The following is a 16,070-nucleotide window of genomic DNA, read 5'->3' as shown; positions in this document are numbered from 1 at the left end:
GCGGGGTGCCTCCTCACCAAGTATCGTATGAGTCTTTTTGCGGGATAGGTGCGTTTAAGTCATACGGGTAGAGCTTTACCGCGCGGGAATTCTCACGCAGCAACAGCCCTACCCGTTTTCCACACTGTATCGGCTACTTTTTCTTGTCTTTCTTCTCTTTCTCTTCACCCGAAGAAAGAGCGGCAATAAATGCCTCTTGCGGCACTTCAACACGGCCGACCATCTTCATGCGTTTCTTGCCTTCCTTCTGCTTTTCCAGCAGCTTGCGTTTACGCGAAATATCGCCGCCGTAGCACTTTGAAAGCACGTCTTTGCGCATCGCACGGATATTCTCACGGGCAATAATGCGGGAGCCAATGGCAGCCTGGATAGGCACCTCAAACTGCTGGCGGGGTATGAGTTCACGCAGCTTACCGGTCATCATCACACCGTATGAGTACGCCTTATCGCGGTGGGTGATGGCCGAGAACGCGTCCACTTTCTCGCCCTGAAGAAGGATATCGACCTTCACCAGGTCAGCTTCTTCCTCGCCGTCAAACTTCCAATCCAGCGATGCGTACCCGCGAGTACGGGACTTGAGCTGATCGAAGAAGTCAAAAACGATCTCGGCCAGCGGCAGGCGGTACCGCATCTCAACACGGTCTTCAGACAGGTAGTCCATGCCACCCATCTGCCCGCGGCGTGACTGGCACAGCTCCATAATTGCACCAATGTAATCGCTGGGGGCAATAATCGTACACGCCACCATCGGTTCACGAATGGTAGCGACCTTACCCTCAGGGAATTCGCTCGGGTTCGTCACACGCTTTGCATTACCTGCTTCGTCTACCACATCGTAAATAACGTTAGGGGCGGTCGAAATCAGGTCGAGATTGAACTCGCGTTCCAGGCGCTCCCGCACGATCTCAAGGTGCAGCAGCCCCAAGAACCCGCAGCGGAACCCGAACCCCAGTGCCGCGGAGGTTTCCGGCTCATAGATGAGCGCAGCATCGTTAAGTTTGAGCTTATCGAGAGCATCACGCAGCGCCGGGTAGTCTGAACCGTCGATGGGGAACAGGCCCGAGAACACCATCGGTTTAGGATCCTCATAGCCGCCCAGCGACTCCTCCGCCGGCTTATGGGCACTTGTGACGGTATCACCCACGCGGGACTGGCGCACGTCCTTCACACCCGTGATAAGGTACCCCACCTCCCCCACGCTCAGGCCCTTCGAGGGGATGGGCTCAGGGGAAATGACGCCGATCTCCAATAGGTCATGTTCAGCACCAGTAGACATCATCTTGATTTTCTGGCGCGGCTCCAGTCTGCCGTCTACCACACGCACATAGGTGACCACACCGCGGTATGAATCGTACACGGAGTCAAAAATCATGGCGCGGGCGGGCGCGTCCGCCGTACCCTCGGGAGCGGGAATACCCTCAACGATACGGTCCAGCAGGGCCTCCACACCCTCACCGGTCTTACCGGAGACCCGCAAAACTTCATCGGGCTCACAACCAATAAGGTGCGCCAGTTCTTCGGCATACTTATCGGGCATCGCGGCGGGCAGATCAATTTTATTCAGGACAGGGATGATGGTGAGATCATTTTCCATCGCCAGGTACAGGTTAGCGAGGGTCTGCGCCTCAATACCCTGCGCCGCATCCACCAGAAGCAGCGCACCCTCGCACGCGGCAAGCGAGCGAGAGACCTCATAGGTGAAGTCCACATGGCCGGGCGTGTCAATCATATTCAGCGCATAGGAGGTGCCCTCCACCTCCCACGGCATGCGCACCGCCTGAGATTTAATGGTGATACCGCGCTCGCGCTCAATGTCCATGCGGTCAAGGTACTGCGCCTTCATATCGCGCGGGGCAACCACACCGGTTGCCTGGAGCATACGGTCAGCGAGAGTGGACTTGCCGTGATCAATATGCGCAATAATGCAAAAGTTGCGAATAATCGCGGGGTCGGTGGCCGCCGGGACGGGCGGGTTCTTCGACAGAGGAGCCACTCGCTTCAATCCTTTCAAGGGTGTTCGCCACAGATAATAGGCATAGCCATCTAACATTTTCCCATGTTTAGAGCGGATGCGCGAACCAACGCCGGGTGGGAGGCGTCCCACCACCCACGCAGCAGTTCCGCGCAGCTGCCCGCACCGGCCGGTGGCTGTGCTACTGCGGCTGCGAGCAGGTATTAACCAGCTTCCCAATCCCCTCAATACGGGTTACCAAAGTTTGCCCCGGCTTCAGCCACCGACGCGGGTGATACGACAGCCCCACACCCGCCGGAGTTCCGGTGAGAATCACATCGCCCGGCTCAAGGGTCATAAACGTTGACAGGTAAGAGAGCAGCTGCGCCGGGGTGAACACCATATCGGCGGTGGTGCCGCTCTGGCGGATTTCCCCATCCACCTCACAGCTCATGGCCAGACCAGCCGCAGGATCCACCTCATCCGGGGTGACGATGACCGGGCCGAAAGGGGTCATCCTATCCCAGTTCTTCCCCTGAAACCACTGGCTGGTGCGGCCCTGCCAGTCCCGTACCGAGACGTCGTTCGTGACCGTATACCCCAGAAGCCCCTCCAGCGCTTGCTCTTCACTCACACCGCTCATGCTCTGACCCACCACCAGCCCAAGCTCAACTTCCCAGTCGATTTTGGTGCTCTGGGCGGGCATACGAATCTCATCACGCGGGCCGATTAAAGCGTTAGCGTATTTAGCGAAAATCGCGGGATACTCCGGGAGCTCAAACCCCATCTCAGCGGCGTGGTCCCGGTAGTTCAGCCCCGCGCAGATAACTTTACCGGGGCGGTCAATCGGTTGCACAAAATTCAGCGATTCCCACAGCTGCATCCCGTGCCCGAGCGTAGTCGCCCCATTTTCACGCATAATAGCGAGCGCATTCTTGGGGTCCCCGAAATTCAGCCGGTAGCGCCCATAAAACTGCAGCAGCGGTCCGAGCTTGGCGGGGAACTCATACACGGTCTGCTCATGCAGGCAGACGGCGCGGGTGCCTTTCTGGTCTTTAATCTGTGCCCAGCGCATGGGTTCCTTCCGGGTTGGTGGTATGTTCAGCGTATGTATCGGAGTCTAGCAGGGTGAGCAGGTTCGTATCAGGTTCCAGTACGCTCTTATCGTTATTTTTAATGTTCCCGATACGGCTGCTAACCTGCCGTACACGCCATTGGGCTGCCTGAGGGTAGGCGGCGTGCTGAAGCTGTTCCAGAGCAGTACGAGCATCGTGCAGGTCGCTCACGCCCATTGTAGGCATGCGACTATCTTCTGGGGTGCCGGCTACACGCCCCGACCCCAACCATACGTCAAGGGTGCTCGGTTGTCCGTTGACAGCAGCAGGGTTGAGCGGCAGCGGCATTCGCTCGTGAATGTGCCCAAGTTCCCGTAAAAGCGGTGAGCCGTCTTGCCTGGTGTAAGAGCGCGGTGAAGCCATCGTGAGGATTGTGAACGTCAAAAGCCACTGGCCGGTTTGCGGCTCATACCCTCCACCGGTTAGCGCTTTTGCTGATACCGGGTTTATCTTATGCCAGGCGTACAGCCCCGCCAGGTACAGGTACTGACCGGGCGGACCGATACGCTGCGGTATTTTATGTTCTTTAACAGTGCCTCGGGCCGTGACGGTGCTGCCTTGTACACCCCATTCGTAGTAGCCGCTGGTGGGTATTGCACAGTGCCCGGTGACGGCAGGACGGGCATAGCTTGTTTTCTCAAAAAGGGTTTCACTGCGGGCGTTGAAGGTAAGGGAGGGAGGTTTAGGGTCTTCGTCCCAGGGGTGCCAGTCGGGAATCAGGCCCCACCGGGCACGGTATATTTCCCGGTAGGTTCCGCCTGTGTCTAGGGTGGATGCCCCCAGCCGGTGCACGCCGGGGCGGCGCGGAGCATCTAGCAGCTGCCCCTGAGCGGTACGGGGTACACGGCGGTTCAGCAGGATTGGGACCTGCTGGGTGGGCGCAATATTCCACGAGGTAAAAGGCTCCGTGAGCTGCACCCCACCCAGGGAGGTGCCGTAGTGCGCCTCAAGCCCGTACCGGCCGCACATTAACGGAACCCGTTCTGCGCGTATACGTCAAGGATGGCGTCTTCCAAATCCTCCATAAGCAGTGCCGGATTGGCCTCTTGTGCGGCGCCGATGGTTGCCGGATCAAGCGGTAGCCCCAGTGCTGCATAGACACGCTCGGTGACAGACCGCAGTGGAGCCGAGTCGGTGACCACGATGCCTGTGCTAAACCACCAGGCGCCAGAGACAACGCGCTGGGCGGTGCCAACCAGTTTTATGCGTTCTCCGGAACGTTCGCCTCCTAACCGGGCGTGCACCGAAAATTCACCGGGGCAGTATTCTCCGGGTATCTCCCCCACGGCTGCGTCCACACCAACATCCTGTAACGCCCGGGCGAAAAGCTCGCCGAAAAGTTTGTAGCGTAGGTTGCTGCCGGTTTTCGCATCGTCAGCTGGCTGAAAATGGTCGATGACCAGGCACCCCGGGTGGTAGGCTGCCGCATGCCCACCAACTTTGCGGACAAGCACGTTAAAACCCATGTTTTTGCAGGCGGTAACGGCTTGGGCAAAGCCGGGGTTGAGTTCGTCACGGCGTCCAAAGGCAACGGTGGCTTCGGGCTGGTAGATGCGCAAAGTGGCGTTTCGGCGCCGGTGCGCAACCTCGCGCAGAATTGTGAGTGTCTCGTCGTAACGGGCAATGATTCCACCGGCTGTTTCACCGGTTTCGCGTAGGATATCCACGGGTTCAAGTGTACCCGTATTCGCTACAGGTAACGGTTCTGTTCAAAGAACCAGTGGGTTTATTGTGTCTCTTTATGGTCAGCTATAAGGCTCGTGGCGGGTGAACCTTGCCCGCCGGGTAACTCCGTGTGGGTTTTAGTGACATAATGTCAGACACACTAGTGGTTTAACTACCCCTTTCTCCCTTGACCTGCCAGGGGTATGCTTATAGAAAACAGGAAAAACAGTATCGTAAATTCCCACATAAAACCACCTAAACACATGCATCGAACCGCGTAAACTATAGACCACACTGGTCCGAAGGAGAACGCCATGAGCCAGAAACCGGAGGATTCGCCCAAAGAATCCACAGCTGCACCAGATACAGCAACGGGAGCCTCCGCACCCCCGCCGCCTCACACGACGGGTGCGTCACAAGAACGCACCATTCTTGCACTAAAAGTTGCGGCCATCGTCATCGTCACCTTAGCTATTTGGTTTATTCCCGCCCCGCCCGGGGTAGACCCGCGCGGTATGCACATGGCCGCTATTTTTGTTGGCACCATCCTGGGTCTCATCCTCCAGCCGCTGCCCACCCCATCCATAGCGCTCACTGGTTTAGCCATAGCCATGATTACCGGCACGATGACAGCTAAAAAAGAGGCGCTCGCCGGGTTTGGCAACTCCGCCATATGGATTATTGTTGCGGCATTTTTTATCGCCGACGGGTTCCTTATCACCGGTTTAGGCAAACGCATCGCTCTTCTTTTTGTGTCTCTTCTGGGTAAGTCTTCTTTGGGGCTCTCCTACGGTATGGCTATTACCGATTTGGTGCTTGCCCCAGCCACCCCATCCAATACGGCCCGCGCAGGCGGGGTCATCTACCCCATCATTAAATCCCTTGCTGAGGTGAATGGCTCCACCAATGAGAGCACGGAATCGCGCCGGAAACTTGGTTCTTTCCTGCTCATGACAGAGGCCCAGGTTAACACGATCACTTCAGCAATGTTTCTTACCGCCATGGCTGGCAACCCGCTCGCCGTGAAATTCGCGCAAGATAAAGGCGTGCACCTGGACTGGGGAACATGGGCGTTGGCTGCTATCGTCCCCGGTCTAGCCGCCCTCATCGTGCTACCGTGGGTGATGTCAAAAATCTACCCTCCCACCATTAAGAAAACCCCCGATGCCCCCGCACACGCCCGTGAAGAGCTTAAAAACATTGGGCCGATGACCCGACCCGAGTGGATTATGCTCGGCACCTTTATAGTGCTGCTTATCCTGTGGATCGGAGGCTCCAGCCTGGGGGTGGATGCTACGGCGGCCGCATTTTTGGGTATCGCTATTCTGCTTGTTACCAAGGTACTTACCTGGAAAGATATGGCGGCTAACTCAAGCGCCTGGTCCACGCTTATCTTCTTCGCCGTGCTGGTAGGCATGGCCGATCACCTCAAAACCCTCAAAGTGGTTGAATGGATCGGCGCATCCGTCGCCAGCAGTGTGGGTGGAATGGCGTGGCCTTTAGCGTTTGGTGTCCTGGCGCTCGTATACTTCTACATCCACTATTTCTTCGCATCCAATACCGCGCAGATTGTGGCGCTTTATGCGGTCTTTCTCGGTGCAGCTATCGCAGCAGGTACCCCGCCCATGTTTGCGGCACTATTCTTAGGTTTCGCCGGTAACCTGATTGGCGGCATCACCCACTACGCTTCCGGGCCTGCCGGGGTGTACTTCGGGTCCGGGTACATTAAGACCGGCGAATGGTTCAAGCTGGGCTTTATTGCCTCAGTTGTGAACATTATTATCTGGGGGCTCATCGGTACTGTCTGGATGTTCTCCCTCGGGTACGGGCGGTAAGAGCCTACTCCCCCATCGCGCAACTGTAGCGGGCACCTTCAAAGGTGCCCGCCACAACAGTCTTTAAAGCCCAGACCCTACTTGCCAGCAGCCGCTTTCTGAGCTTCCTCAGCCTCAGCGTAGTTCTCAAAAACATAGTCAATATACGCCGTGTCAACGGGCTTAGCGCCCAGGGCGTCAAGCCCCTGCGTCAAAGCCTGTTCGTATTCCCGCTCATAGCGTGCCTCGCACCGTTCAACCGCCTGTTCTTTCTCAATGGTTAGCCGTACAGCATTAATGCTGTACCCGTTACGGCTCAGATAGTCAACAAGCTGCTGCGCCACAAACCCCGGGGTGAACGTTGCCTCCAGGATCAGGTTCATCCCCTCATCCGCGAACGTGCTCAGAAGAATACTTCCCAGTTTCGCTGAATCTTCACGGGCGATCGTCGCAATATCCATGGGGAACAGCTTATTCCCCTGCTTCTCAAATTCACGTGCAGGCTCAGGTTTTAGAGCCTCATACCAGCCTTCGGCAAGGTACTGCCGCAAGAACGCTCGGTCAAGAAGCTCGGGGTCAATCACTATATAGTCTTCGTTCCACCCCTCAATAGTGTTCGCAATATACTCGCTTTTACCCGACCCCGGGGCGCCCACCACCACATGCGCTTGCCGCTGCGCACCGGCGGTGGAGAACATCTTGCGGTAAATCGCCGTGACGTGCCCGAAAAGCTCTCGTTCCTGCTCCCACTCTTCAATCAAATCAGCAGGCAGCGGTAGACCTCGCGCGGCGAGCGCCTGCAGATCGGTGGGGTCAATGAGGTTCTTATAGAACGCCATCACCAGCTCGTCGTAGCTGCCGGGCATAAAGAACCGGAACTCGTGGTAGGGGTTCCACTGGGCGTGTACGTTGTAGTCCCAGCGGGTCAGCTCGTCGGCCAGCTGTTCGTTGGTCAGGGCGCCAATAGCGTAACGGGTGCAGATCTCCTCGGGGCCAGCACCCGAAAAACCAGGTTTCACAGGTCGCACACCCGGCAGCGCCTGCATATTGGTGTTCAGTTCTTCTTCGCTAAACCCGGCGCTCTCATTCGCCTCCTGCGGAGACATACCCGACTCTATCTTGTTTTTGAGGACGCGGCGGGAGTCCAGCTGTTGCAGATTTTGCCGGTACATGGCAATTTTTTGGGGGTCGAGAGCCACCGTCGGCGCTCCTTTCAGGGTCAAAAAAATATCGGCGAAGGTGCGTTTGCCGTGGCCGGCGCCGCACCCGTTGTTAAAGCATAACCGAGGCTCCGAAGTATTACCTACACGCCCGGTGTAGGTGGTCACGAAATCACACCTGGGGTAGGCTTTAAAGCAAGGCTATTGTCACACGCATCCGCGGGTTCTGCCGCGCTACGATGGTGTTCTTATCGGGTGCGTCTACCGCTGCAGAAGGGCTCCTCTCATGCATCAAGAGCAGAACATTACTCACACCCTTAATACGCAACCTATCCCCATGGTAAAACCTCATGCTGAGTTCCCGCCGGGATTTCTGTGGGGTGGGGCGACCGCCGCTAACCAGTGTGAAGGCGCCTGGGATAAAGACGGGAAAGGCCCCAGCATTCAGGATGTGCTTCCCCGCGGCGGGTTCAACCCACGTACAGCAACTCCCACACCCGACAATCTAAAGCTTGAGGGTATTGACTTTTACCACCGCTATCCGGAAGACATTGCACTTCTTGCCGAGATGGGGTTTAAAGTATTCAGGTTCTCCATCGCCTGGTCACGGATTTTTCCGCACGGTGATGAAACGGAACCGAATGAGGCTGGTCTAGCGTTCTACGACGGTCTGCTCGATGAGCTCGAAAAATACGGTATTGAGCCTTTAGTGACCATTAGCCACTACGAGACCCCTCTGCACCTTGCCGAGAAATATAACGGGTGGGTGAGCCGTAAGCTGATTAGCTTCTACGAGCGGTACTGCCGGGTGCTGTTTGAACGGTACGGGCACCGGGTAAAGTATTGGCTGACTTTCAACGAGATTAACTCAGTCCTTCATGTGCCGTTTATGTCAGGGGGTATTAACACCCCTAAGGAGCAGCTGACAGAGCAGCAGCTATACCAGGCGATTCACCATGAGCTAGTCGCTTCAGCACGGGCAACCCGGTTAGCACGCGAACTTGCCCCGGATGCGCGTATTGGGTGCATGATTCTGGCAATGCCTACCTATCCGCTCACCCCGAGCCCCGATGATGCGCTCGCAGCCTTACACGCTGAGCAAGCCAACTATATGTTTGGTGATGTGCATGTGCGCGGCGCCTACCCCGGCTATTTTATGCGTCAATTGGCGGATAAGGGTGTGCAGCTTGAGATCACGGAGCAGGACCGGCAGGATCTGAAGAACACAGTTGATTTCGTATCGTTCAGCTACTACATGTCTACCTGCGCCAGCGGCAGCCCGGCACGCGGGGAGCGTGAGGCAGGCAATATGCTCGGCGGGGTCAGTAACCCGCACCTGTCGGCTTCGGAGTGGGGCTGGCAGATTGACCCGGTGGGGTTGCGCATCGTGCTGAACCAGTACTGGGACCGATGGCAGAAGCCGCTCTTTATCGTGGAGAACGGTTTAGGGGCTCGCGATGAGCTGGTGGAGGCCAACGGCGAGCTGACGGTGCTGGATGACTACCGTATTGAGTATTTGCGTGCACATCTGCTGCAGGTTCGGGAGGCTATTGCAGACGGTGTGCAGCTGCTCGGTTACACGACGTGGGGCTGTATCGACATGATTTCAGCTTCGACGGCACAGATGTCAAAACGCTACGGTTTTGTGTATGTGGACCGCAGTGACGACGGCTCAGGCACCTTGGCCCGGTACCGCAAGAAGTCCTTCGACTGGTACCGCCGTGTAATCGCCTCCAACGGGACCGAGCTGTAGGGCACCCAACAATACACAGAAAATCCCGCATATTTACTCATTAGTCAGGGCTCTTATATTGCCTTCACATTGATTAAGTATGCGGGATTGTGCGCTTATGGGGTGGTTATGCCTCGACGGAGGCAACGATAATGAACGCACCGGCAATCACGGCACCGGGATGCAGGTTTTGCGCCGTCTCCGCGGGAAGAGCAATAGCCATCGGCACTACTGATTCTCCCAGAACATACCAGAATTCCCGCCCGGTCAGCTCATTGGTGCGCAGCTGCGCACTTTGAACAACCGCCGCGAACATTGCTACCGAGCTTGCCTCATCCCCCGTGGCATCTCCGCTGTGCAGCGCCAGAAGCCACGGTGATTTCAGATGTTTCGCGTCTAGGGTAAGGCCATCATGCTCGGACTGGGCCTGCTGATACTCATCCTCCGAAGCGTAGACCACAACCTCAGCGCCAAGAGCGGCGGGTCGTACCGTCACCTTATTCGGCTCGGTCAGGGTAAGGGCCGTGGGGTTATCCACATACGCGAGGAAGCGGCCTTCACGGTCTCCGCCCTCCAGAAGGTCAAAGTGCGCCAGGTTATGCGAGACACGGTACCCCTGCGCCGGGTAAGCGTGTGGGCTCTCTAGGTTCGCATCAGTGTATTCCGTGCCGTCTTCCGCCCTGCCAAAAGCCACCTTCGCGCCGGACGGGTCGGTGTACACGCCCCAGGATGCGCCAGCGGGGTTATCAATCACAGGAACATTTCGTCCCGCTAGGCGTTCACGGGTCTCAGTGACGCTCTCATCAATGCCGATCGCGTGCAAATCTGGTTCTGTGCTCATCTGTTTTCCCCTTCTAGTAGCGGGTTTTTGTGAAAAGTTCCTTGGGCAGCCTCAGCCCATCCGCACCATATAACGCGTGCGCCTAATAAGTATTTCCGTCTCGTTTAGTCTACCTGCATATCGTGCAGGCTGGTTGAGACAAATTCCCACCAGGTGGGGGTTAGGCCAGCTGCCGCTGCGGTGCGTTGCGACAGTATGTGTGATGGGCTTGTCCCGTAAAACGGCAGGTACCCTTCTGCGAGTACAATACGAGTCACCTCGCGGATCATTCGTGAAGCCAGCCCGTAGTGCCGAAATTCTGGAAGCACGTCCACACCTATTTGACGCATGAGCGGTGAGTCATCGCTTGCACCTACCAGAGCAATCGGATCGGTTGCCTCCGTCTCCACCCCGTATGCGGCTAGTACTGTTACGTCGGGGCGGCGGCAGCTGAACCCCAGGGCGTTTGCGTACCGGGTATCCCCGCGAAAACGCTCGCACTGTTGCGGGGTTAAAAACTCAAACCGTACCGGCAGCTTGGTGCCCGCAGTATCTTCCGGGCTGGTTTCGATAGCTGCCGCTGAAGCATTGGGGGCGGTTACAATAGTGTGCTCCCCCGTGACCTGATCGTATAGTGCATGGCGAAGAGATGCGCTATCAACACGGCGCATCATGCCGATCCCTGGAACAGCACATTTCACTTCCTGCGCGGGAAGATTTTCAGGTACTACTGACTCCAGCAGCGCACGCGTGGGCGTGTAGTAGATGCTGGTTCCGCTCACCTGCTGGCTGTAGGGGGTCAGAAGCTCGTTAAGCTGGCGTAGCTGGGCGTAATAACCCAGCCAGTTTGGGTTATCCCCCGCCATATACTCGCGGGCTTTTTCAAGCACCCGCGGGTGCTTTGCGCACAATAGCCCCACCCCGGCATAGTTAGCGACTCGTAGTTCCCAAATATCGTCGTTGCGGCGGCGGGATGAGCCCATCTTATCCGCTGGCAGCTGCAGCTGCGCGAGTAGCTCTGCCCCCTGTCCGTGAGCCTTAGCGACTGAACCGTGCGGCAAACAAAAATCGGCTTCTAACTGGGCGGCGATCATATGCCGGGCACGGTCACGTGTGGTGACGGCACCACGTGCATGTGCGGCGTTCACAGGACCTCCTGGATAAAACGGCCGGTGTGTGAGGAAGCGACCCCAGCCACAGACTCGGGGGTTCCTTCGGCAATTACGGTACCCCCGCCATCGCCGCCTTCCGGCCCCATATCAATAATCCAGTCAGCGCATTTAATCACATCAAGGTTATGTTCAATAGTGATAACAGTGTTGCCCTTATTGACAAGCGACTGCAGAACCGCCAGCAGCTTCCGGATATCCTCAAAATGCAGCCCGGTAGTCGGCTCATCCAACACATAGATAGAACGACCATTAGAACGTTTCTGCAGCTCGGCCGCCAGTTTTACACGCTGCGCTTCACCGCCTGAGAGCGTAGTGGCGGGCTGCCCCAACCGGATATACCCTAGACCAACATCCACCAGGGTATTTAAATGCCGGGCGATAGGGGTAAAGGCCGCAAAAAATTCGGCGGCTTCCTCTACCGGCATTTCAAGCACATCGGCGATGGTTTTACCTTTGTAGTGCACCTCAAGGGTCTCACGGTTGTAACGTTTGCCGTGGCAGGTCTCGCACGGTACGTACACATCCGGCAGGAAGTTCATCTCAATCTTGAGCGTGCCGTCACCTGAGCAAGCCTCGCACCTGCCGCCTTTGACGTTAAACGAAAAACGCCCGGGGGTATACCCCCGTATTTTTGCTTCGTTCGTTTCGGCAAAAAGCTTACGAATATTATCAAATACGCCCGTATAGGTTGCGGGGTTTGACCGCGGGGTGCGTCCAATCGGGGACTGATCCACATGAATCACTTTATCGAGGTGTTCAAGCCCCTCAATTTTCCTGTGGCGCCCCGGCACTTGTTTCGCGCCGTTGAGTTTATTGGCCAGTGAGGTGTACAGGATGTCGTTCACCAGAGTGGATTTCCCCGACCCAGACACCCCAGTGACGGCGGTAAAAACGCCCAACGGGAAAACCACATCCACATTTTTGAGGTTATTTTCGCGCGCACCGAACACTTTCACCCGTCGTTTCTTATCCACCGGCCGGCGTGTTGCAGGTACCTCAATCTCACGGCGGCCCGCCATATAGTCACCCGTGATTGAGCTCTTATTCTTGAGGAGCTCATCGTATGTGCCCGAGTGCACCACCTGTCCCCCGTGCTCACCTGCGCCGGGGCCAACGTCCACTATCCAGTCTGCCTCACGCATGGTGTCTTCATCGTGCTCCACCACAATCAGGGTATTGCCCATATCACGAAGCTTCGTCAGGGTGTCAATCAGGCGCCGGTTATCCCGCTGGTGCAGGCCGATGGACGGCTCATCCAACACGTAGAGCACACCAACCAGTCCGGAACCGATCTGGGTGGCTAAACGGATGCGTTGCGCTTCGCCGCCGGAGAGCGTGCCAGCGGCGCGTGAAAGGGTCAGGTAATCAAGGCCCACGTCCAGCAGGAATTGCAGACGCGCGTCGATCTCTTTAAGCACCTGCTCAGCGATTTTCATTTCACGTTCGCTAAGGGTCAGTCCGCGCATGAACTCTAGGGCTGTGCGCAGAGGCAATTCGGTTACTTCCGCAATGGATTTCTGCCCAACTTTTACCCCTAGGATAGTGGGATTCAGACGCGCCCCGCGGCAGCTGGGGCACGCCACCTGGCGCATGTACTGTTCGTAGCGGTCACGCGCGAAGTCTGACTCAGTCTCCGCATGTTTGCGTTTAATGTAGGCTTTGACCCCTTCAAATCCGCTGGTGTAGCGGCGTTCACGCCCAAATCGGTTACGGTATGAGACTTCGACTTTAAAATCTTTTCCGCTCAGGATCGCTTTCTGCACTTTGGCGGATAGCTTATTCCATGGGGTGTTAAGGTCAAACCCAAGTTCTTCACCCAGACCGGCGAGCAGACGTAACCAGTATTCGGTGGTTGCTTTGCCCTGTGACCAGGGCGCAATAGCGCCTTCGCCGAGGCTCAGCTCGGGGTTGGGGATCAGCAGCTCTTCATCCACTTCGAGACGGGAGCCGATACCGTCGCACGCTTGGCAGGCACCGAACGGGGAGTTAAACGAGAAGGCGCGCGGCTCAATTGTGTCGATTTGCAGGGGGTGGTTATTGGGGCAAGCTAGGTTTTCGCTGAAACTGCGGGTACGCTCGGGGCTGTCTTCCGCCTCATCTACAAAATCGATAAGTAAACGCCCGTCGGCAAGCCGTAGTGCGGTTTCCACCGAGTCAGTCAGGCGCTGGTTAATGCCGTCTTTAATGACGATACGGTCAACGACCACCTCGATCGTGTGTTTGTACTGTTTAGCCAGTTTCGGGGGGTCGGAAAGCTGCATTGTTTGCCCGTCTACTCGGGCGCGTGAGTACCCTTGGGTTAGCAGGTCTTTGAAAAGATCGACGAACTCCCCTTTGCGTGCAGATACGACGGGGGCAAGCACCTGCACGCGGGTACGCTCAGGGTACCCCATGAGGGTATCAACGATCTGTTGCGGGGTTTGTTTAGTTATTTCTTCACCGCATTCTGGGCAGTGGGCATGCCCTACACGCGCCCACAGCAGACGCATATAGTCGTAGATTTCGGTGATGGTTCCTACAGTAGAACGTGGGTTTTTTGAGGTAGATTTCTGGTCGATAGACACAGCGGGTGAGAGCCCTTCGATGAAGTCTACATCCGGTTTGTCCACCTGCCCTAGGAACATGCGGGCGTATGAAGAGAGCGATTCGACGTATCGGCGTTGTCCCTCTGCGAAGATCGTGTCGAAGGCCAGCGAGGATTTTCCGGACCCTGATAGCCCGGTAAAGACGACCATCGCATCGCGTGGAATGGTAAGGTCTACATTTTTAAGGTTGTTCTCGCGTGCTCCCTGCACACGAATACTGTTTAGATCGTTAGCGCGCGGTGCAGCAGGCACGCTGGTGCCGGGGCGAGGGGACATCGGCTATCCTTCCGTTACTATCGAAATAATATTCTATCAGCCTTTGTCCTGGTCACGGGGTATTTCGATACGGGCGGAAGAGCCTGTGAGAAACTCATACGTTCGCAGGTATGTACCGTGTCCACCCCAAGCTCAAGAGCCCTCAGTACTTTACACGTACCTCCCCTACACTTAAAAGTATGAGTACTTATCCCGAATCCACACTGCTGTTTGAGAATCCTGAATTCACGGTCCGCGCATTGAGCGTTTCTGAGATGGACAATAGCGTCTACCTGCTGACGATGCGCCACTCCGGTGAACAACTGCTCATAGACCCCGCAGATGACGCCGAAGCTCTCTATGCGTTTACCCTAGACGCACTGCTACATGACTGCCCTCATCTCGAGCTGACTGATGCGCAGGATCATCGCGTGCGCGTCATAGAGTCTGAGGCCGATTTTGAGGCGGTGCGGCAACGTGCGATTGGCGTAACGAGCATTGTAGTAACCCACGGGCATTGGGACCATATTCGAGCGATTAACGGTCTTGAGAAGTTCACTGGAGCCATCACCTCAGCTGGCGCGGAGGACATTGAAGCGATTCACGAGCTAGAAGGCTTTGAGGTGGAAGAGTCGCTAATGGGTGGTGAGACATTCGATTTTTATGGCAGTGATACTGTGGTTCGGACTATCTCAGTTCCTGGGCACACCCCTGGGTCGATTGTGTATGTTCTTGAAAGCGTGTGGGAAGATGGTTCGCCCGCCACGCTCTTATTTACCGGGGACGCACTTTTTCCAGGTGGTGTTGGCAAGACGGATTCTCGGCAGCAGTTTGGCGAGCTTTTCACAAACGTCCTGGAGAAACTTTTCGGCGCTTTTGATGACGACACGACTGTGCTTCCTGGTCATGGACGTTCCACGACTCTTGGGGAGGAACGCCCTCATCTGGAGGAATGGGGCGAACGGGGCTGGTAGGAAGTTGGCAGATAATCTGTTGCGTAGTGCGCGATTAGAGTCTAATGCCTAAGTTCTTCTCTATTGTGCATCATTGCACTCCTACCGAACACAAAAAGAAACGACCACGCTACCTTAGCGTGGTCGTTTCTCGATGCGTAGAACACATCTATCACTCAGCTCAAACACAAGCAATCCAAAGATCTATTCAAAACCTACGATTACCTGATGACATAAGTGTATATGAATTTTGGGCGCTTTTTTTGGGGTGTTTTGCCCCGATTGGCAGGCTCATGACCCATAGACAGAGTTTGTAACCGTTTCGTTATATTCACCCTGTCCACAACAAGGTTTTTTAAGTACCAATTTGATTATTGGCGATTTTTTAGTGACCTAAATCATGTAAATTTTTTTGGCGTGTATTCGCCTTGTTCGACGGCCTATTGTGATTCCTTCAAGATTTGGAACCACCTCTTTCCAGGTCACCATCCCCCGGAAACGCCCGGTATATCGCGGTTTTTGAACCAGCAGTCTAAATTGCCTGTATTTTTATCAAGCTAAACACAACCTTTAAAAATTCCGATCCGACAACCTGAAAATCAGCAAATTTAAGGTGCCGCACGGTTACAATTGGTCTGTTTTTAGGGGTCTACCAGAGCATCTGAATCTGCGCCCCAAATCCCCTAGTCAATACATGCCTCAGCCAATCGATACACATTCTCTTTTGACACCCATTTATTCCCCCGAAAACAGCTATTTTTTCCTGTGGGGAACATTTCAAAAAACCTCATCTGAAAACTACACGTATGTAGTTTTATAGACTGAGCCCCGCATCTGGGGTCATATTC

At 55.8% G+C, this 16,070-nt stretch carries 11 protein-coding genes; 3 read left to right on the top strand and 8 right to left on the bottom strand.

The window, feature by feature from the left end:
* Positions 1-133: 133 nt before the first annotated feature.
* The 4 genes from lepA to I6I94_RS00280 form a co-directional block, all read right to left on the bottom strand.
* The gene (gene lepA, locus I6I94_RS00295) at positions 134-1,993 is read right to left on the bottom strand and encodes a translation elongation factor 4 (protein WP_037286595.1); all 1,860 of its coding nucleotides are present in this window, start codon (positions 1,991-1,993) and stop codon (positions 134-136) included.
* 160 nt (positions 1,994-2,153) lie between these two features.
* On the bottom strand, positions 2,154-3,026 hold the full coding sequence (locus I6I94_RS00290) for a fumarylacetoacetate hydrolase family protein (protein WP_006887249.1): 873 nt from the start codon (positions 3,024-3,026) through the stop codon (positions 2,154-2,156).
* Complete coding sequence (locus I6I94_RS00285) at positions 3,007-4,035, bottom strand: SOS response-associated peptidase (protein WP_128087832.1); 1,029 nt, start codon at positions 4,033-4,035, stop codon at positions 3,007-3,009. The genes I6I94_RS00290 and I6I94_RS00285 overlap by 20 nt, the downstream gene beginning before the upstream one ends.
* Complete coding sequence (locus I6I94_RS00280) at positions 4,035-4,733, bottom strand: lipoate--protein ligase family protein (RefSeq protein ID WP_128087833.1); 699 nt, start codon at positions 4,731-4,733, stop codon at positions 4,035-4,037. The genes I6I94_RS00285 and I6I94_RS00280 overlap by 1 nt, the downstream gene beginning before the upstream one ends.
* A 312-nt stretch (positions 4,734-5,045) precedes the next feature.
* Between I6I94_RS00280 and I6I94_RS00275 the strand changes: the two genes are divergently transcribed.
* Positions 5,046-6,566: an anion permease gene (locus I6I94_RS00275; RefSeq protein ID WP_201620735.1), complete on the top strand. Its 1,521-nt coding sequence runs from the start codon at positions 5,046-5,048 to the stop codon at positions 6,564-6,566.
* Between the two features lie 77 nt (positions 6,567-6,643).
* Here the strand turns inward: I6I94_RS00275 and I6I94_RS00270 are convergent, their stop codons facing one another.
* On the bottom strand, positions 6,644-7,873 hold the full coding sequence (locus I6I94_RS00270) for a zeta toxin family protein (protein ID WP_201620734.1): 1,230 nt from the start codon (positions 7,871-7,873) through the stop codon (positions 6,644-6,646).
* Positions 7,874-7,991: 118 nt separating this feature from the next.
* Between I6I94_RS00270 and I6I94_RS00265 the strand changes: the two genes are divergently transcribed.
* Entirely contained in the window at positions 7,992-9,458 is a 1,467-nt protein-coding gene (locus tag I6I94_RS00265) for a glycoside hydrolase family 1 protein (protein ID WP_408015299.1), read from the top strand.
* Positions 9,459-9,564: 106 nt separating this feature from the next.
* Here the strand turns inward: I6I94_RS00265 and I6I94_RS00260 are convergent, their stop codons facing one another.
* The 3 genes from I6I94_RS00260 to uvrA all read right to left on the bottom strand — a co-directional run bounded on the left by I6I94_RS00260 (position 9,565) and on the right by uvrA (position 14,290).
* Entirely contained in the window at positions 9,565-10,278 is a 714-nt protein-coding gene (locus tag I6I94_RS00260) for a hypothetical protein (RefSeq protein ID WP_128087835.1), read from the bottom strand.
* Between the two features lie 104 nt (positions 10,279-10,382).
* Positions 10,383-11,405 (bottom strand): GNAT family N-acetyltransferase, encoded by a 1,023-nt coding sequence (locus I6I94_RS00255; protein ID WP_128087836.1) that lies wholly within the window; start codon positions 11,403-11,405, stop codon positions 10,383-10,385.
* On the bottom strand, positions 11,402-14,290 hold the full coding sequence (gene uvrA, locus I6I94_RS00250) for an excinuclease ABC subunit UvrA (protein WP_201620733.1): 2,889 nt from the start codon (positions 14,288-14,290) through the stop codon (positions 11,402-11,404). Before uvrA ends, I6I94_RS00255 begins: the two co-directional genes overlap by 4 nt.
* Positions 14,291-14,469: 179 nt before the next feature.
* On the opposite strand from uvrA, the gene I6I94_RS00245 reads away from it, so the two are divergent.
* Positions 14,470-15,243: an MBL fold metallo-hydrolase gene (locus I6I94_RS00245; protein ID WP_128087837.1), complete on the top strand. Its 774-nt coding sequence runs from the start codon at positions 14,470-14,472 to the stop codon at positions 15,241-15,243.
* The last annotated feature ends 827 nt before the right edge of the window (positions 15,244-16,070 follow it).

The sequence above is a fragment of the Rothia aeria genome (genome assembly GCF_016726365.1).
Taxonomy (GTDB): Bacteria; Actinomycetota; Actinomycetes; order Actinomycetales; family Micrococcaceae; genus Rothia; species Rothia aeria.
Note: the sequence above shows the minus strand (reverse complement) of the source record. Positions and strands in the feature narration are given on the sequence as shown.